The sequence below is a fragment of the Bradyrhizobium sp. genome, assembly GCF_050014615.1.
Taxonomy (GTDB): domain Bacteria; phylum Pseudomonadota; class Alphaproteobacteria; order Rhizobiales; family Xanthobacteraceae; genus Bradyrhizobium.
Genome location: NZ_JBEKCZ010000151.1, coordinates 1 through 14112, shown reverse-complemented (window position 1 = coordinate 14112; position 14112 = coordinate 1). Strand labels below are relative to the sequence as shown.

At 62.2% G+C, this 14112-nt stretch carries 12 protein-coding genes and 1 pseudogene; 3 read left to right on the top strand and 10 right to left on the bottom strand.

The genetic code is table 11. The features are described 5' to 3' along the window. The coding region (locus ABR948_RS21730) for an aldehyde dehydrogenase family protein (protein WP_428121884.1) at positions 1-183 on the top strand (183 nt) is incomplete at its 5' end. Positions 184-187: 4 nt separating this feature from the next. Here ABR948_RS21730 and ABR948_RS21725 read toward each other — a convergent pair. The 7 genes from ABR948_RS21725 to ABR948_RS21695 form a co-directional block, all read right to left on the bottom strand. Beyond that, positions 188-763 carry a hypothetical protein gene (locus ABR948_RS21725; RefSeq protein WP_428121882.1) on the bottom strand — a complete coding sequence of 192 codons (576 nt, stop codon included), beginning with the start codon at positions 761-763 and terminating at the stop codon, positions 188-190. A 31-nt stretch (positions 764-794) separates the two neighbouring features. Further along, complete coding sequence (locus ABR948_RS21720; protein ID WP_428121880.1) at positions 795-2381, bottom strand: tetratricopeptide repeat protein; 1587 nt, start codon at positions 2379-2381, stop codon at positions 795-797. Between the two features lie 59 nt (positions 2382-2440). Beyond that, the gene (locus ABR948_RS21715) at positions 2441-4645 is read right to left on the bottom strand and encodes an SLC26A/SulP transporter family protein (RefSeq protein ID WP_428121878.1); all 2205 of its coding nucleotides are present in this window, start codon (positions 4643-4645) and stop codon (positions 2441-2443) included. A gap of 118 nt (positions 4646-4763) precedes the next feature. Further along, positions 4764-5276 (bottom strand): GNAT family N-acetyltransferase, encoded by a 513-nt coding sequence (locus ABR948_RS21710; protein WP_428121876.1) that lies wholly within the window; start codon positions 5274-5276, stop codon positions 4764-4766. An 11-nt stretch (positions 5277-5287) separates the two neighbouring features. Then, a complete protein-coding gene (locus ABR948_RS21705; protein WP_428121874.1) occupies positions 5288-6202 on the bottom strand; it encodes a phosphoribosylaminoimidazolesuccinocarboxamide synthase in 915 nt (304 codons plus the stop codon). 68 nt (positions 6203-6270) lie between these two features. Then, entirely contained in the window at positions 6271-7188 is a 918-nt protein-coding gene (locus tag ABR948_RS21700) for a pirin family protein (protein WP_428121872.1), read from the bottom strand. 52 nt (positions 7189-7240) lie between these two features. Beyond that, complete coding sequence (locus ABR948_RS21695) at positions 7241-8593, bottom strand: Rieske 2Fe-2S domain-containing protein (RefSeq protein ID WP_428121870.1); 1353 nt, start codon at positions 8591-8593, stop codon at positions 7241-7243. Positions 8594-9408: 815 nt separating this feature from the next. Between ABR948_RS21695 and ABR948_RS21690 the strand changes: the two genes are divergently transcribed. After that, positions 9409-10734: an MFS transporter gene (locus ABR948_RS21690; RefSeq protein WP_428121867.1), complete on the top strand. Its 1326-nt coding sequence runs from the start codon at positions 9409-9411 to the stop codon at positions 10732-10734. A gap of 144 nt (positions 10735-10878) precedes the next feature. Continuing rightward, positions 10879-11274 carry a hypothetical protein gene (locus ABR948_RS21685; protein WP_428121865.1) on the top strand — a complete coding sequence of 132 codons (396 nt, stop codon included), beginning with the start codon at positions 10879-10881 and terminating at the stop codon, positions 11272-11274. A 107-nt stretch (positions 11275-11381) separates the two neighbouring features. On the opposite strand, the gene ispG is transcribed toward ABR948_RS21685, so the two are convergent. The 3 genes and pseudogenes from ispG to ABR948_RS21670 all read right to left on the bottom strand — a co-directional run. Further along, positions 11382-12674 (bottom strand): flavodoxin-dependent (E)-4-hydroxy-3-methylbut-2-enyl-diphosphate synthase, encoded by a 1293-nt coding sequence (gene ispG, locus ABR948_RS21680; RefSeq protein WP_428121862.1) that lies wholly within the window; start codon positions 12672-12674, stop codon positions 11382-11384. Positions 12675-12686: 12 nt separating this feature from the next. Then, positions 12687-13645, bottom strand: a pseudogene (locus ABR948_RS21675) (DMT family transporter). A gap of 107 nt (positions 13646-13752) precedes the next feature. Then, the coding region (locus ABR948_RS21670; protein WP_428121860.1) for a Fur family transcriptional regulator at positions 13753-14112 on the bottom strand (360 nt) is incomplete at its 5' end.

Below are 14112 nucleotides of genomic sequence, written 5' to 3'. Positions count from 1 at the left end.
GGCCGGGTCTGGCGGGTGGCGGAAGCGCTGGAGTCAGGGATGGTCGGGGTCAACACCGGGCTGATCACCACCGAAGTGGCGCCGTTCGGCGGCGTCAAGGAAAGCGGCCTCGGCCGCGAAGGATCGCATCACGGCATGGAAGAATATGTCGAGATCAAATACGTGATGATGGCGGGGATTTAGGCAACTACAGGCCAAGCGTCACCTCGGCCCAGTGCACGACGACCTCGCTGTTGAGGAACTCGATGACACTGGGCTCGATCGCTTCCGGACGGTCATGCGCGACCAGCGTGGTGGCGACGATGGCGTCGCAGCGGTCGTTGAAGGCAATCGCCAGCGCTGATTGTCGCGCCCGGTAGGGATCGGCGATCGCAAAGGCCCGGCTGCGGCCCTTCATCCAGGCGACGTTGATCTGGCGGCCGGGCCCCAGCCCCGAAAGCTTCTCGCCCATCAGCCGAAAGTCGCTCAGACGATCGAGTTCGGTGTCGTCGGATACGCCGGTTTGGCAGTTGCAAAAGCCGATCTTGGCTCGAATATAAAGATTGACCTCGACGCCACAGTCCGCGGCCGCGCAGCGAAAGGCTTTACCCTGGCCCCACTCGTCGGTCGGATAAGGCCATTGAATTTCCGAAAACCTGACATGGCTGGGTGTCGTCACTGCGCTGTCGTGGCCCGGCATCGGCCAGGCGAAGAACAGGGAGGCCCCGGCCAGCCCGCCCAGGGCGAAGCCGGCGACAGCAGCAATGATGGTGGTTCGTTTCATCGCATTCCCGGCCGCAATCGGTTACGGTCCTCTAATTGCTCGCGACGAACGCTTGTGCCGCGGCAAGCGTCGGTCGCCCGGGGTCCGAGCCCGCCGCCAGCGCGATCAGCTTTTCATACGCCGCCTTCGCCTTCATCGTATCACCGAGCGCCTGTTCGGCTTTCGCCGCGCCGACATAGCCGTTGAAGCGGTTTGGCTCCTTCGCCATCGTGGCTTCGAACGCCGCCAGCGCCTCGCGGGCCATGCCGCGATCCAGCAGCATGAAGCCATATAATTCGCGCGCCGGCGCCAGCGGTCCAGGCGTGACCGGCGCCTTTTCGGTGCTGTCCTCAGCCGCGGCGGCGGCGCTCATGGCCTGAAGCGCCTCGTCATATTTGCTGTCGGCGTACAGGATCCAGGCATTCGCGACCTGCGCCTGAACATCGACCTGGCCGGCCCAGTAACTGTTCTTCGCCTCGCGCAATTTGTCGCGAATCTCAGCGAGCTTAGCGGCATCGGCCCTGGCGGCGGCGGGATCGCCGGAACGGGCGGCGCCGACCGCGCGCGCAAAATGGGTGATCGCCATGACGTGGGGGAACTTGCTCGGCTTGACCTCGAGCTTTGCCGCGCCCGCCCAGTCGCCGCGCTCCACCAGATAGCGCGCGGGCGCGGCGGCCTGCGAAAAGGCGGCGCCGAAGGCATCGGGATCGGGCTGCATCGCTTCGATTTCATCGACGATAGTGCGAGCCTCCTTGTCCTCACCGAGTTGCAAATAGGCGTAGACCAGATAATCCTGCCCATGCAGTTGCTCGCCGCCCTCCTTGTTGGCCTTCGCGGCCTGCACCGAGGCCAGGTTGGCCGCAATCGATTCCTTCCAATAGCCGACGCGCGTGAAAATGTGCGACGGCATATGCTGCGCATGCGGCGCGTTCGGCGCGATCCTGGCGTAACGCAGCGCGGCCGGCAGGCCCTTGGCGGCGATGGCCGGATAATCATATAAATGGATCAGATAATGCGCGACGCCCGGATGTTGCGGCTGGCGCTGCCAGATCGGCTCGAGAATGGCCGCGCCCTTGAGCTGGTTGGCGTAGGTCTTGTCGGCCGGCGAGGCCGCCACATTGAGGGTGATCGCGTAGAAAATCTGCGCTTCGTCGTCAGTGGGATATTTGGCCGCCAGCGCTTCCATCGCCTTCAAATAGGACTGCACGCGCGCCGGCTGCGGGGTGTTGTCGTAATCGACATACATCACCGCCAGCGCGTCGATGTAGTCGCGCTCGCGCTCGGTCTTGGCGCCAACCGCTTTCGCCTTCTCGATGGCCGCAAGCCCGAGCGGCAGATTGGGTGCCGGGATGGCGCCGTGCGGATTATTGAGCAGCGACAGCGCGATGCCCCAATAGGCAATGGCGCATTCCGGATCGGCGGTGATCGCTTCCTGGTAGATTTCCCTGGATTCCGCGTACCAGAACGAATGCTGGTAACGCATGGCGCGATCGAACCGGCGTTGCGCCGTTTCGTTGCAGGATGTCGCGAAATGAACGGTGCCGAGTTTCTGATCGGCATTTTCTTGCGCCATGCCCGGGGTGCAGGGTCCGAGCATCGTCACGGCCGCGATGGCCGCCGCCGACAGCAATTCACGCATGACGTTCTCCTCAACGCCGATCAAACCATCATACCGGCCCTTACCCGGCCGCGGCAAACCTATCTTCTGAGCACCGCAATCAGGCGGTTGGCGAAGGTCAGCCGCTCGGCCATCACGGAGACGAAATAGGTCAGCAATTTCTGGCCAAGCAGCGGGTTTTCGCTCTTGAGCGCCTCGAATTGTTGCGTGCTCAGGACATAAAGCACGCTGGCGACTTCGGCCTGGATGGTGGCGTTGCGCGGCGTCTTTGAAACCAGCCCCATTTCGCCGATGGTGGTGTAGCGGCCGAGGCTTCGCACCCGGGTGGTGCCGCCGTCGCCCTTGGGGATCATGATCCCGACGCGTCCGTCCAGAATGAAATGCATGGAATCGGCGGCGTCGCCGGCGCTGACGATAATCTCGCCGGCATCGACCTCCAGGCGCTCGCAGCGGTGGATCAATTCCGCGGCGTCCTCCGTGGTTCCGAGAATCTGGGTGAACCAGTCGCGCAACGAGGCTTCTTCCTGTTCGAGGCCCTGATGCTGCACGATGATTTCGTTCTCGCATTCCTCCAGGGCATGATCGAGTTCCGGCACGATGCTGACCTCGTTCGAGATGAAGCCGCTCGATCGCAAGGCCTTCTCGGTCGCCGAAGGAAGATGCACCAGCACCAGTTTGATGCCACGCTCCTGGGCGGTCCGCTTGATCTGGTCGAAACTGTAGGCCGCCGAGGAATCGATCCCGGTGACAAGCTTGAAGTCGAACACCAGAAATCGGCATTCCGGGTGACGCGCCAGCAGCGCCTTGACGTGCTGGTAAAGCCGGTTTGCAGAGCCGAAGAACAGATAGCTCTGCAGGTTCAGGCCCTGGATCTTGCCGCCATGCGCCGCAAGCACCGCCTGGTCGTCGCGCGAACGATCAAGCGAACTGCGATATTCGGTGCCGTCGAAGCTGTATTTGATGGAATCGATGCGCGACGCGCTCAAGGCAAAGGTCGCGCAGCCGATCACGACGCCGATCGGAATGCCGGCGATGAAGCCCCATTGGACGATGATGACGATGATCGCCAGCAGCGACAGATACTCGGTGAATGAAAGCCGCCGCCGCGACTGCACCACCCATTTATGCAGCTGGTCGGCGCCGAGATAGATCAGGAGGCCGCCGAGCACGAATTTCGGCATATAGCCGAGCAGCGTGGGAGCGAAGGCCAGCATCAACGCCGAGATCGCGGCGACGGTCAATCCGGACAGCCGGCCGGTACCGCCGCCGTTGAAGTTGAGCACCGTGCGGCTGATGGAAATGCAGCCGGTATAGCCGCCCAAGGCGCCCGACAGCATGTTGGCGATGCCGGTGACGTTCAGCTCCCGTTCGAGATTGGCTTCACGCTGCACCGCGACTTCGACGCCCGTGGTGTTGAACAGGGTGCTTGACGCCGTCACGAACACGACCGCGATCAAATTGCCCGAAAGTTCCGGCAAGGTGTACCAGGGAAAGTGGCGGATCTCGTCGGCGCTCCATGGCAACATCAGGGTGACGCTCGGTGGCGGCTGAAAGATCCAGCCCGACGCCTGGGCCTCGACCGCCGAGATACCGGCCAGCCAGAACACGATATGGGCGGCGATCACGCCGCCGATCAGAATGACCGGCAGGCCGAACGGGGTGCGGGAGCGGTGCCACGTCAGATAAAGGATAAGCGCCATGACGCAGGCAGCCGCCAGTTCGGACAGCGTCAGGATGTTTTCGAACTGGCCGAGCGTTGCGAATTGAAGGCGCTGGCCGGTGATGACGCGAATCGCGCCGAGCAGGATCAGGCAGCCGGTTGCGCCGAGAAATCCGCCGACCACCGGATAGGGCACATAACGGATCGCGCGGCCCAGCCGCGTCAACCCGAAGCAGCACAGCACGATGCCGGTCACGACGGTGGCGAGGGCAAGAGTAAGCAGGACCGGTGCCAGCAGCGGCGTCGATGGATCGGCGGCCGTTATTCGCTCCACCATCGATGACGCCAATATGCCCGTCATCGCCGCAGTGGAACTATCCGGAGCCCCGACCGCGAATGGAAACGAGCTGCCGAGCCCGATCACGGTGGCGAGAACCGCCGATGAAACGAAGGTCGCGGCGACGCCATAGGACAAATAGGGCGCCAGCGGGCCTGCGAAGATCAACAGCGCGTAGGACAAGCCGAAGGTCACGGTCAGAACGCTCGCGGCGCCGCCGCCGAGAACGTCATTGAGCGCGGTGCGCAACTGCAACTTCGGACGAAGACTGATGGATTGACTGACCACGCGCGCCCTTACCCCCCACACCCGCGTCAGTGGTAGACGACTGCGGGGCACCCGCAAACATTATTTGTGCCGGCGCCGGTCATCGGTTCCTCCCCTGCGATCTTGTTGTGTGCACGAATCAGCGCTCTATCACCCAGCGGGTGACGGCCTGATGATAGTTGAGCGGGCCGGGCACGGTCATGTGGGTCTTGAGATACTTGAATCCGGCCTTTTGCAGCGTGCGATTGGGCGCCACGTTGAAAGCATTTGGTTCGCAGAACAACCGTTTCAACTGCAATCGATCGAAATAGATATCGACGCTGCGCCGCACACATTCGACGCCGTAACCCTGGTTCCGGCGCCCGGGATCGATCACATGCAGGTGCATGTTGGCATGTTCGCCGTAAGCGATCTTGTCGGCGGTCGAAAAGCCGATCGGCTGGTTGTCCGACAGCCAGGTGACGGCAATCCAGCCGCGCTGCTCGATCGGTTGTTCGCACGCGCGCCGGAAGCGCTCGCGCCAGCCATCCGGAGCGGGCAGGCGGGAAGGGTCGACGCCGAGAATCTCCAGGTATTCCGGGGTGGATTGAAAAAAGTATTCGATGATGAGATCGACCTCCGAACCCGTCATCTCCCGGACCGTCAGCGTCATCGACCGGTTCCTCAGATCTTCAGATCGGCGCCGGTGACGCGGCGATAGGCTTCGAGATAACGCTGGCTGGTGGCCTCCACCACGCTCGCCGGCAAAGCGGGTGCCGGGGCTTCGCCGTTCCAGCGGCCGGCGCGACGCTCGGCATCGAGATAATCGCGCAGCGGCTGCTTGTCGAAACTCGGTTGCGGCCGGCCGGGCGTGTAGGCATCCGCCGCCCAGAACCGCGAACTGTCGGGGGTCATCACCTCGTCGATCAGGATGATGCGTCCATCGGCCTCCCGGCCGAATTCGAATTTGGTGTCGGCAATGATGATGCCCTGGTCGCGGCTGATTTTTTCGCCGAGCGTATAGACCGCGCGGGTCATGCTCTCCAGCGTATACGCCACCTCGTCGCCGACAATCTCGCGCATCCGCTTGACCGGAATGTTTTCGTCGTGGCCGGTCTCGGCCTTGGTCGCTGGGCTGAAGATCGCGGGCTCCAGCCTGCCGCTTTCGAGCAGGCCCGGTATGAGCTTTTCGCCCGCCAGCGTGCCCTGCGCGGCATATTCCTTCCACGCCGAACCCGACAAATAACCGCGGATCACGCATTCGATCGGAAACACCGTGGTGCGCCGGCACAGCATCGCGCGCCCGGTCAGCGAGGCGCGGTGGTCCCTGAGCGCGGGCACTTCGGCGATGATGGCATCGGCGTCGGCGCTGATCATGTGATGCGGCACCACGCCTTCGAGTTCATTGAACCACCACGCGCTGATCTGGGTCAGCACCGCGCCCTTCATCGGAATGGTCTCGGCCATCACAATGTCGAAGGCGCTGATGCGGTCGGTGGTCAGCAGCAGCACGCGATCGTCGCCGACGGCATAAATATCGCGCACCTTGCCGCGCCCGATCCGGGGAAGGGGCAGGTCGCTGGCGAGCATCGTGGTCATGGGTCAAACTTTCGGAAAACGGCCGTCTCGCGCGGATGCGCGGGGCAAACAAGGGAAACGGGATTAGCTCATTCCGGCAGCGGAATGAACTCATGTTCGTTGGGGACGTGGGCGAAGCGGCCGCTCTTCCAGTCCTGCTTGGCCTGCTCGATCCGCTCCTTGCTGGAGGAAACAAAGTTCCACCAGATATGGCGAGGGCCCTCCAGCGCGTCGCCGCCGAGAAACATCATCCGCGTCGGCGTGACGGCCTTGACGGTGATGCGGTCGCCGGGCCGGAAGATCAGCAGCCGCGGACCCTCATGGCGCTCGTTGGCGATCTCGACCTCGCCGTCGACCAAATAGATCGCGCGCTCTTCATGGTCGGGGTCGAGCGGGACGCTGACGCCCTGTTGCACCGTCACCTCGGCGTAAAACCACGGCGACACCATCGTCACCGGCGATTTCACGCCGAACGAACCGCCGGCGATGATCCGCGCGCTGAAGCCGCTATCCCTCACCACAGGCAGATCGGCCGCGGCATAATGCTGGAACGACGGCGCGATTTCCTCTGAACCTGCGGGCAGCGCGATCCAGCTCTGCAGGCCCAGCATCTTCTGGCCGTTCTGGCGCTGCAGGTCCGGGGTGCGCTCGGAATGCGCGATGCCGCGGCCCGCGGTCATCAGGTTCATGGCGCCGGGTTCGATTTCCCGGATGTTGCCCTCGCTGTCGCGGTGCATGATGCTGCCGTCGAACAGATAGGTGACGGTGGCAAGTCCGATATGCGGATGCGGGCGCACGTCCATGCCCTTGCCGGACATGAATTGCACCGGTCCGAAATGATCGAAAAAGATGAAGGGCCCAACCATCTGCCGCTTGCCGTGCGGCAGCGCGCGGCGCACCTCAAAACCATCGCCGAGGTCGCGGGTGCGCGGCACGATCACCAGTTCCAGCGCATCGCAGGATTGGGGATCGCCGAGGATGGGGTCGTTGGAGGGAAGCCAGCTCATCGGTATTCCATCGTTCGTTCACGGCGATCATAACAGCAATTATACAGCGCCGTCACTCCGCCGCGGCGTTGCGCGGCCGTCCGACATAACCGGTCTCGTCGCCGAAGCGCTCGAGCATCACCGCAGGGAGGTCCTTGGCCTTGTCGGTGACGCAGCCGCCGGAACGCACGGCGTAGCGGTCCTGATGCCCAAGCTGCGGCGGCGGCTCGCCCTGCTGCAGCGCGCGGGCGGCTTCCATCACCAGTTTGCGGAAATGCATGATGCCGAGATCGGTCGGGCCGAGATGCTCGCGGGTGCGGTCGGCGATCGGCCCCTGGCTGTCCTGCACCGCGGCGTCCTGTTCCGAGACGCCCTTGATGCCGGTATAGCTTCTGGTCTTCTGCAGCTGGCGGTCGATCAGATAGTCGTTCGACTTGTTGCGCAGCGGCACGTAATTCTCGTCGACCTCGGAGATCACGCCGTTGCCACTGCGATACATGTCGCGCTCGGCCTGCGTCAACGGACGGTCCGGATTCCAGGCATAGGTGTAGATCCAGCATTTGGTGTCGGTGACCGGGATAAAGCTCTGGCCGAAAATACTCTCGCCCGGCATCGCGCTCGGCGCATAGGCATGCACCGGCATCAGGAACTGCGCGATGCGCCAGTAGATGTTGTCGCTGCAGTTGTTGTCGTTGCCTGTGAGCCGGCCGCCCGCGATCGTCAGCCCGGCGTCATGCGGCTGGATCTTGATCACGGGGCGCGGGTCCTCGGCGATCCAGCGCATGTGGTCGACGTTCATGCGCGCGATCGGATTGACGAAGTGCTTCTTGATATCGAGCACCTCGTCCTCGTCCTTGTCGAAGCTTAAGTGCGCGAAGGTGAAATGCGCGGTATCGATCGAGCCTTCCAGCGCCTGCACCCAGTTGCAGTCCTGCCATTTCTTCGAGACGTAGCGGTGCGAGGCCGGCAGCAGCGCCATTTCCAGGTCAGGCAGATCGGGGATTTCGCCGGCCGGGCCCATATAGGCCCAGATCATGTCGCCCCATTCGCGCACCGGATAGGATTTGATACGAATGAGATCCTTGGCGTTGAGGTCGGGATAGGAGGTCGGCATATCAAGGCATTTGCCGTCGGTGTCGAATTTCCAGCCGTGATAGACGCAGCGGATGCCGCATTCCTCATTGCGGCCGAGCCAGAGATTGGCGCCGCGATGCGGACAATATTGATCGATCACGCCGACCACGCCGCGGGAGTCGCGAAACGCCAGCAGCTCCTCGCCCATCACGACGATCTTCTTCGGTGGGCCGTCGGCCGCCGGCAATTCCTCGGACAACAAAACAGGCAGCCAGAACCGGCGCAGCAACTCGCCCATGGGAGTGCCTGCACCGCTTTCGGTCAGGAACCTGTTATCCTCCGCTCGGAGCATGGTGTGTCCTCCGGATTTGGTTATTGGTTTGGCGCGAGCTTGGCGCAGCCAAAGCGAGGCGTCAACGCCACTTGTTCTCGCGGCGCAATGCGCCCGAGTTGTGCATGGATTGTTCGCCCGAAGAGGGCGTGGGGAATGCCGGGTGCCCGCGCACCCGCAGCCCCCTGTGCAACAAAAAAGCACAGGGGTAGAAGCCACAGGTACGCCGGAACACCCGGCATTCCCGCACGCAATGGTTTTAACGGTTTCCTTCGTGATCTCCCCGGTGATCGGGCTTGTTTGTCACCGTCGCCGATGGAGTTGCCTCCGTCGGTTTAACGCCAGCGTCGAGGCGTCAGGACCACACGACTTCGCCGTCCGCGTCCGCGCCGTTCGTCTTTCAGCGCACCCGCGTCCACCGCATCCCGTTCCAACGTCCGTGACGATCGCGAAACGCCCCTCAAGTGGGACGGGATGCGCAAATTGTAAAAGTGATTTGGGGCAGGCGCGAAAGGAAATATTTTTGAGAGGGGGGACTGGACAGGTGGAATCAGATTGATGCGGTTCGATAAATTAGCGTTTTGCGAAAATCTGATTCCTGGCCCGCATTCACCCGGTCGCGCTTGATCCAATGATGCCAGGCCACTGCGGCGAGATGCGCGGCCACCACAGCAGCCGCTACTTTCAAGCGCTTGCCAACGACCGCGGTGCAACATTGTAGGTCAATATGCGATCCAAAAAAATGCCATTTGTACCCGTTGTCCATGAGCGTCATAGTTACAAAAAATATAACCCGGAATCCTAAACGGGCGTCAAACCAAGCGGGAGGCTATGCCATGGAAGACGTAGAGAAGCGTGTGATCGGCAAGGTTATGCGTCGGCTCATTCCGTTCCTGATCGTTTGCTATTTCGTCGCCTATCTCGATCGCGTCAATGTTGGCTTCGCCAAGCTGCATATGAACCAGGCGCTTGGTTTGAGTGAGGCAGCCTTCGGACTGGGCGCTGGCCTATTCTTTATCGGGTATTTCCTGTTTGAGGTGCCGTCCAATATCTTTTTGGAAAGGGTCGGCGCGCGAGTTTGGATCGCCCGCATCATGATCACCTGGGGAATTGTCTCCGCTGCTTTCGCATTTATCCCATCGATATCGGCCGCGACCGGAGTCCCGACGACCGGCGTTTTCTATTCTCTCCGTTTGCTTCTCGGTGCCTGCGAGGCGGGCTTCTTTCCAGGCATCATCTTCTATCTGACCCTGTGGTTCCCGGCGGTTTACCGCGCGAGGGTGATCAGCCTGTTCATGCTGGCGATCCCGATTTCGTCGATCATCGGATCACCTATCTCCGGGATGCTGCTCAGCGTGACAGGGTGGGGGCTAGAAGGTTGGCAGTGGCTGTTCATTCTTGAGGCGCTGCCGTCGATTCTGGTGGGCATCTGCGTCCTGGTCTATCTGACCGATTTCCCGGGGCAGGCCCGCTGGCTGCAAAAAGACGAGATCGCCTGGTTGGAGAACGTGCAAGCGACCGAAAAGAAAAATAAGGAGAAGGTCGAACACCTTTCCTTGGTGCAGGCACTCACGGATCCCCGCATTTTACTGTGCGCTCTGGTGTATTTCTGTCTGAACGCGGCAAGTTACGGCGTAGCTTTCTTTCTGCCGACCATCATCAAGGGTTTTGGCGTCAGCGATACCCAGACCGGACTGCTTGCCGCGCTGCCGTTTGTTTTCGGGGGCATTGGCATGGTACTGCTCGGCCGTCATTCCGATCGGACCATGGAACGAAAAGGCCACGTCGCCGCGGCGCTGTTGATGGCCGCGGTCGGAATCGGATTGTCAGGCCTTGTTACTAATCCCATCATCGTCATGACGTTACTTTGTTTTGCGCAAATCGGCGTCTCCTCGGTGCCGCCGATGTTCTGGCCACTTCCGGCAAGCTTCTTGACTGGAGCATCGGCCGCCGCAGGGATCGCCGCGATTAACTCGCTCGGAAATCTTTCCGGTTTTGCCGGTCCATACATGATGGGTTATCTGAAAGATTTGACCGGCAACTTTACTTCGGGCCTCCTATTGCTGTCGGGCTGCGCTTTGGTGGGCGCGGTCGTTGTCATGATGCTTCGGATCGATGCAAGGCGTGAGCAGTTGTCGAGGGAAGTAGCGATGGCGCACTAAGGGCTTGATGATAGGGAGCAGATGCCCTCCGCGATATTTTGTATTTGACGGCTGCTGTTGGCACACGTTTGAGACATGCCGACTGGCTCTGAGAATGTCCGCTCCTCGGAGAAGACCGGAAGTCGTCGCGGCACTCGGATTTGAATGGTCTTCCCGCAGCCGATTGTCTATGCTGTGCGTATGTCGCGCCTCATGTGTCTATCCATTGCTGTCGTTGTGTCGCTGCTGCCGGTCGTCGCGCCGGCGGCGCCGGTTCGTAAGCCGCCGCCGTCACGCTGGCATGGCTACGGCTTCCTGCCGGGCTACCATCAGCCGCTGAACAACAGCCTGCCACTTTACGCCCAGAAAGATGCGATACGGCGTTTGGCGCACCAGGAGCGACGCCCCTGGTATATCGACCCGGTCCCCAGTTATTACGGGTATGACGGCAACAGGTACTATTTCGGCCGGCCCGGCATTGACGGCGGCCGCTACAATGGCGGCAGCTATGGTCCGTGCTGGACGCGGACGCCTATCGGACCGATCTGGAATTGCGGCTGATTGGCCTGTCGCTCCAGTTCGTTGATCATCGATGAACGGCGGATTGCGCGGAGTTTATCATCGGGCGCGCGTTCGCGCGACCCGCTGGCTCATCCGCCCTACGCGCTTCACTCCGCCGCGGTCACCGTGCTGGATGGCACGTTCGCGCCCGCGCCGTAGCGCTGATCGATATAGTCGATCACCATCGCCTTGAATTCGGTCGCGATGTTGGGGCCGCGCAAAGTGCGGAATTTCTTGCCGTCGACGAACACCGGCGCGGCCGGGGTTTCGCCGGTGCCGGGCAAGGAGATGCCGATGTCGGCATGCTTGGATTCGCCGGGGCCGTTGACGATGCAGCCCATGATCGCGACGTTGAGCGATTCGACGCCGGGATAGCGGGTCTTCCACGCCGGCATTTCGACGCGGATGAAATCCTGGATCGAGCGCGCCAGTTCCTGGAACGTGGTCGAGGTGGTGCGGCCGCAGCCGGGGCAGGCCGCGACCAGCGGCACGAAGGTGCGGAAACCCATGGTCTGCAGCAATTCCTGCGCGACCTGGACTTCCAGCGTGCGATCGCCGCCGGGCTCGGGGGTCAGCGAAATCCGGATGGTGTCGCCGATGCCGTCCTGCAAGAGAATACCGAGCGCGGCCGACGAGGCCACGATGCCCTTCGATCCCATGCCGGCCTCGGTGAGGCCGAGATGGATCGCATAGTCCGAACGTTCGGCGAGCGTTTGATACACCGCGATCAGGTCCTGCACCGCGGACACCTTGGCCGACAGGATCATCCTGTTCTTGGGCATGCCGAGTTCTTGCGCCCGCGCCGCCGACAAGAGCGCCGACTGCACCATGGCCTCGCGAGTCACCGCGCGGACGTCCTTCGGCTCGGCCAATAGCGCGTTTTCATCCATCAGCTTGGTGAGCAATTCCTGATCGAGCGAGCCCCAATTGGCGCCGATCCGCACCGGTTTGTCGTTCTTGTTGGCGATCTCGATGATGTCGGCGAACTGGGTGTCGCGCTTGTTCTTGAAGCCGACATTGCCGGGATTGATACGGTATTTGTCGAGCGCCTCGGCGCAGGCCGGATAGTCCGCCAAGAGCTTATGGCCGATGTAATGGAAATCGCCGATCAGGGGCGTGGTGATGCCGCGCTTGCGGAGCGCATCGCGGATATGCGGCACGGCGGCCGCGGCTTCCTCGCGGTCCACCGTGATCCGGACCATTTCAGAGCCGGCGCGCGCGAGTGCCGCGACCTGGGCCACCGTGCCCTCGATATCGGCGGTGTCGGTGTTGGTCATCGACTGCACCACGATCGGGGCGCCGCCGCCGACCGCGATATTGCCGACCATCACCTGTGTGGTGGTATGCCGGGCGCTGGGGCCGGCGACGTCGTTGTGGGGTGGTTTTACGGGCTTGTTCATGGCGTCCAAATATCAGGTTTCGGTGACATTCAGCAATGGATCAATCGCGACCGGGGCCACGGGAGGGACCCCGGGACCCGGCCGGTTGACCAGATAAAGCCCCGCGATGCGATCACCAGCAGGGCCGCGGCGCCGAAGGCCGGGGTCAGGGTGTCGTGCAGGATAAAGTAGCTAGCCACGACGCCAAACAAAGGGGTGATGAAGGTAAATGCCGACAATTTGCTGGCGGAATAGGTTTTGACCAGCCCAAACCATAGCAAAAACGTCAATCCGACCACCCAAAACGCCTGATAGGCCATTAACGATAGCGCCAGCGGACCGGGAACCCGGGTCAGGGTTTCGCCCGAAATCCACGCCGCCAGCCCCAGAATTGGGATCGACAGCGCCACCTGGTAGCTAAGGGCTTTTTCGGGCGGGGCCCGAAGCAGTGAGGTGGCCTTCACCATCAGGGTGGTGGCCGCCCACAGCGCGCCGCCGCCGACGATAAACAAATCGCCCAGCAGCACATTGGCATCGACATTGGCCTGGGGCACGCCGATCGCCAGCGCCACGCCGGCGAAACTCAAACCCAGCCCGCCCCATTGCGACGTCCGCAGCCGCTCGCCGAGAAACTGATAGGAGCCGAGTGCGACAAAAAACGGCGCGGTGTAGAGGAACACCACCGCGCGTGACGCCGAGGTCAGCAACAGGCCGCGATAGATCAGCACGAATTCGAAACCGAACAGCAGCCCCGCGAACAGTCCGGCGCCAAGCGTGCCATCGGCGGCGAACATTTTCACCCCGCGCAGACGGGCGATCAGCAGCAGCACCGGCAACGCGCACGCCGAGCGGATCATGCCTTGCAGCATCGGCGGAATATCAGGGAGTACCAGCTTGACCGCGATCTGGTTGAAGCCCCAGCTCAGGCAGAGCATCAGCATCAGCGCCACCGCGCCGGGGCTGAGCGGGCGCCCGGCCGGGCCGATCGGCATTTCCTGTGATGACATGAACCCTCGTGCCGGCTTATCGCCGTGTTGCTATGGGGGCATGATCCCGAAAAGTGGCTTTCCGGTTTTCGGAGAAGATCATGCCCAAAAAATCAAACCTTCTGGCAGTGTGCGCAGGTACCTGTGATCTCGACCACCGACAGTTTCGGCATAAAGCCGCTGGCGCGCGCGGCGGCGTTGAGGCTTTGCGCCACCGGCGCGGCTGGAATCTCGCCGACCGAGCCGCAGCGCTCGCAGATCAGAAACGCCACCATCGCCGCGGCGTCATGGTCATGCGCGCAGGCGAGAAACGCGTTGCGGCTTTCGATGCGATGGACCAGGCCGTTCTCCATCAGGAAATCCAGCGCGCGATACACCGTGATCGGCGCCGGCCGCGGCATCGATTTGGCGAGTTCGTCGATCACCTCATAGGCGCCGAGCGGCCGGTGGCTGGACAACAGCGCCTGCAGCAC

Coding starts and splice junctions, on each gene's coding strand:
- ABR948_RS21720 (WP_428121880.1), bottom strand. CDS start 2,381: ATGCGTGAATTGCTGTCGGCGGCGGCCATCGCGGCCGTGACGATGCTC.
- ABR948_RS21700 (WP_428121872.1), bottom strand. CDS start 7,188: ATGAGCTGGCTTCCCTCCAACGACCCCATCCTCGGCGATCCCCAATCC.
- ABR948_RS21725 (WP_428121882.1), bottom strand. CDS start 763: ATGAAACGAACCACCATCATTGCTGCTGTCGCCGGCTTCGCCCTGGGC.
- ABR948_RS21690 (WP_428121867.1), top strand. CDS start 9,409: ATGGAAGACGTAGAGAAGCGTGTGATCGGCAAGGTTATGCGTCGGCTC.
- ABR948_RS21710 (WP_428121876.1), bottom strand. CDS start 5,276: ATGACGCTGACGGTCCGGGAGATGACGGGTTCGGAGGTCGATCTCATC.
- ispG (WP_428121862.1), bottom strand. CDS start 12,674: ATGAACAAGCCCGTAAAACCACCCCACAACGACGTCGCCGGCCCCAGC.
- ABR948_RS21695 (WP_428121870.1), bottom strand. CDS start 8,593: ATGCTCCGAGCGGAGGATAACAGGTTCCTGACCGAAAGCGGTGCAGGC.
- ABR948_RS21705 (WP_428121874.1), bottom strand. CDS start 6,202: ATGACCACGATGCTCGCCAGCGACCTGCCCCTTCCCCGGATCGGGCGC.
- ABR948_RS21685 (WP_428121865.1), top strand. CDS start 10,879: ATGGTCTTCCCGCAGCCGATTGTCTATGCTGTGCGTATGTCGCGCCTC.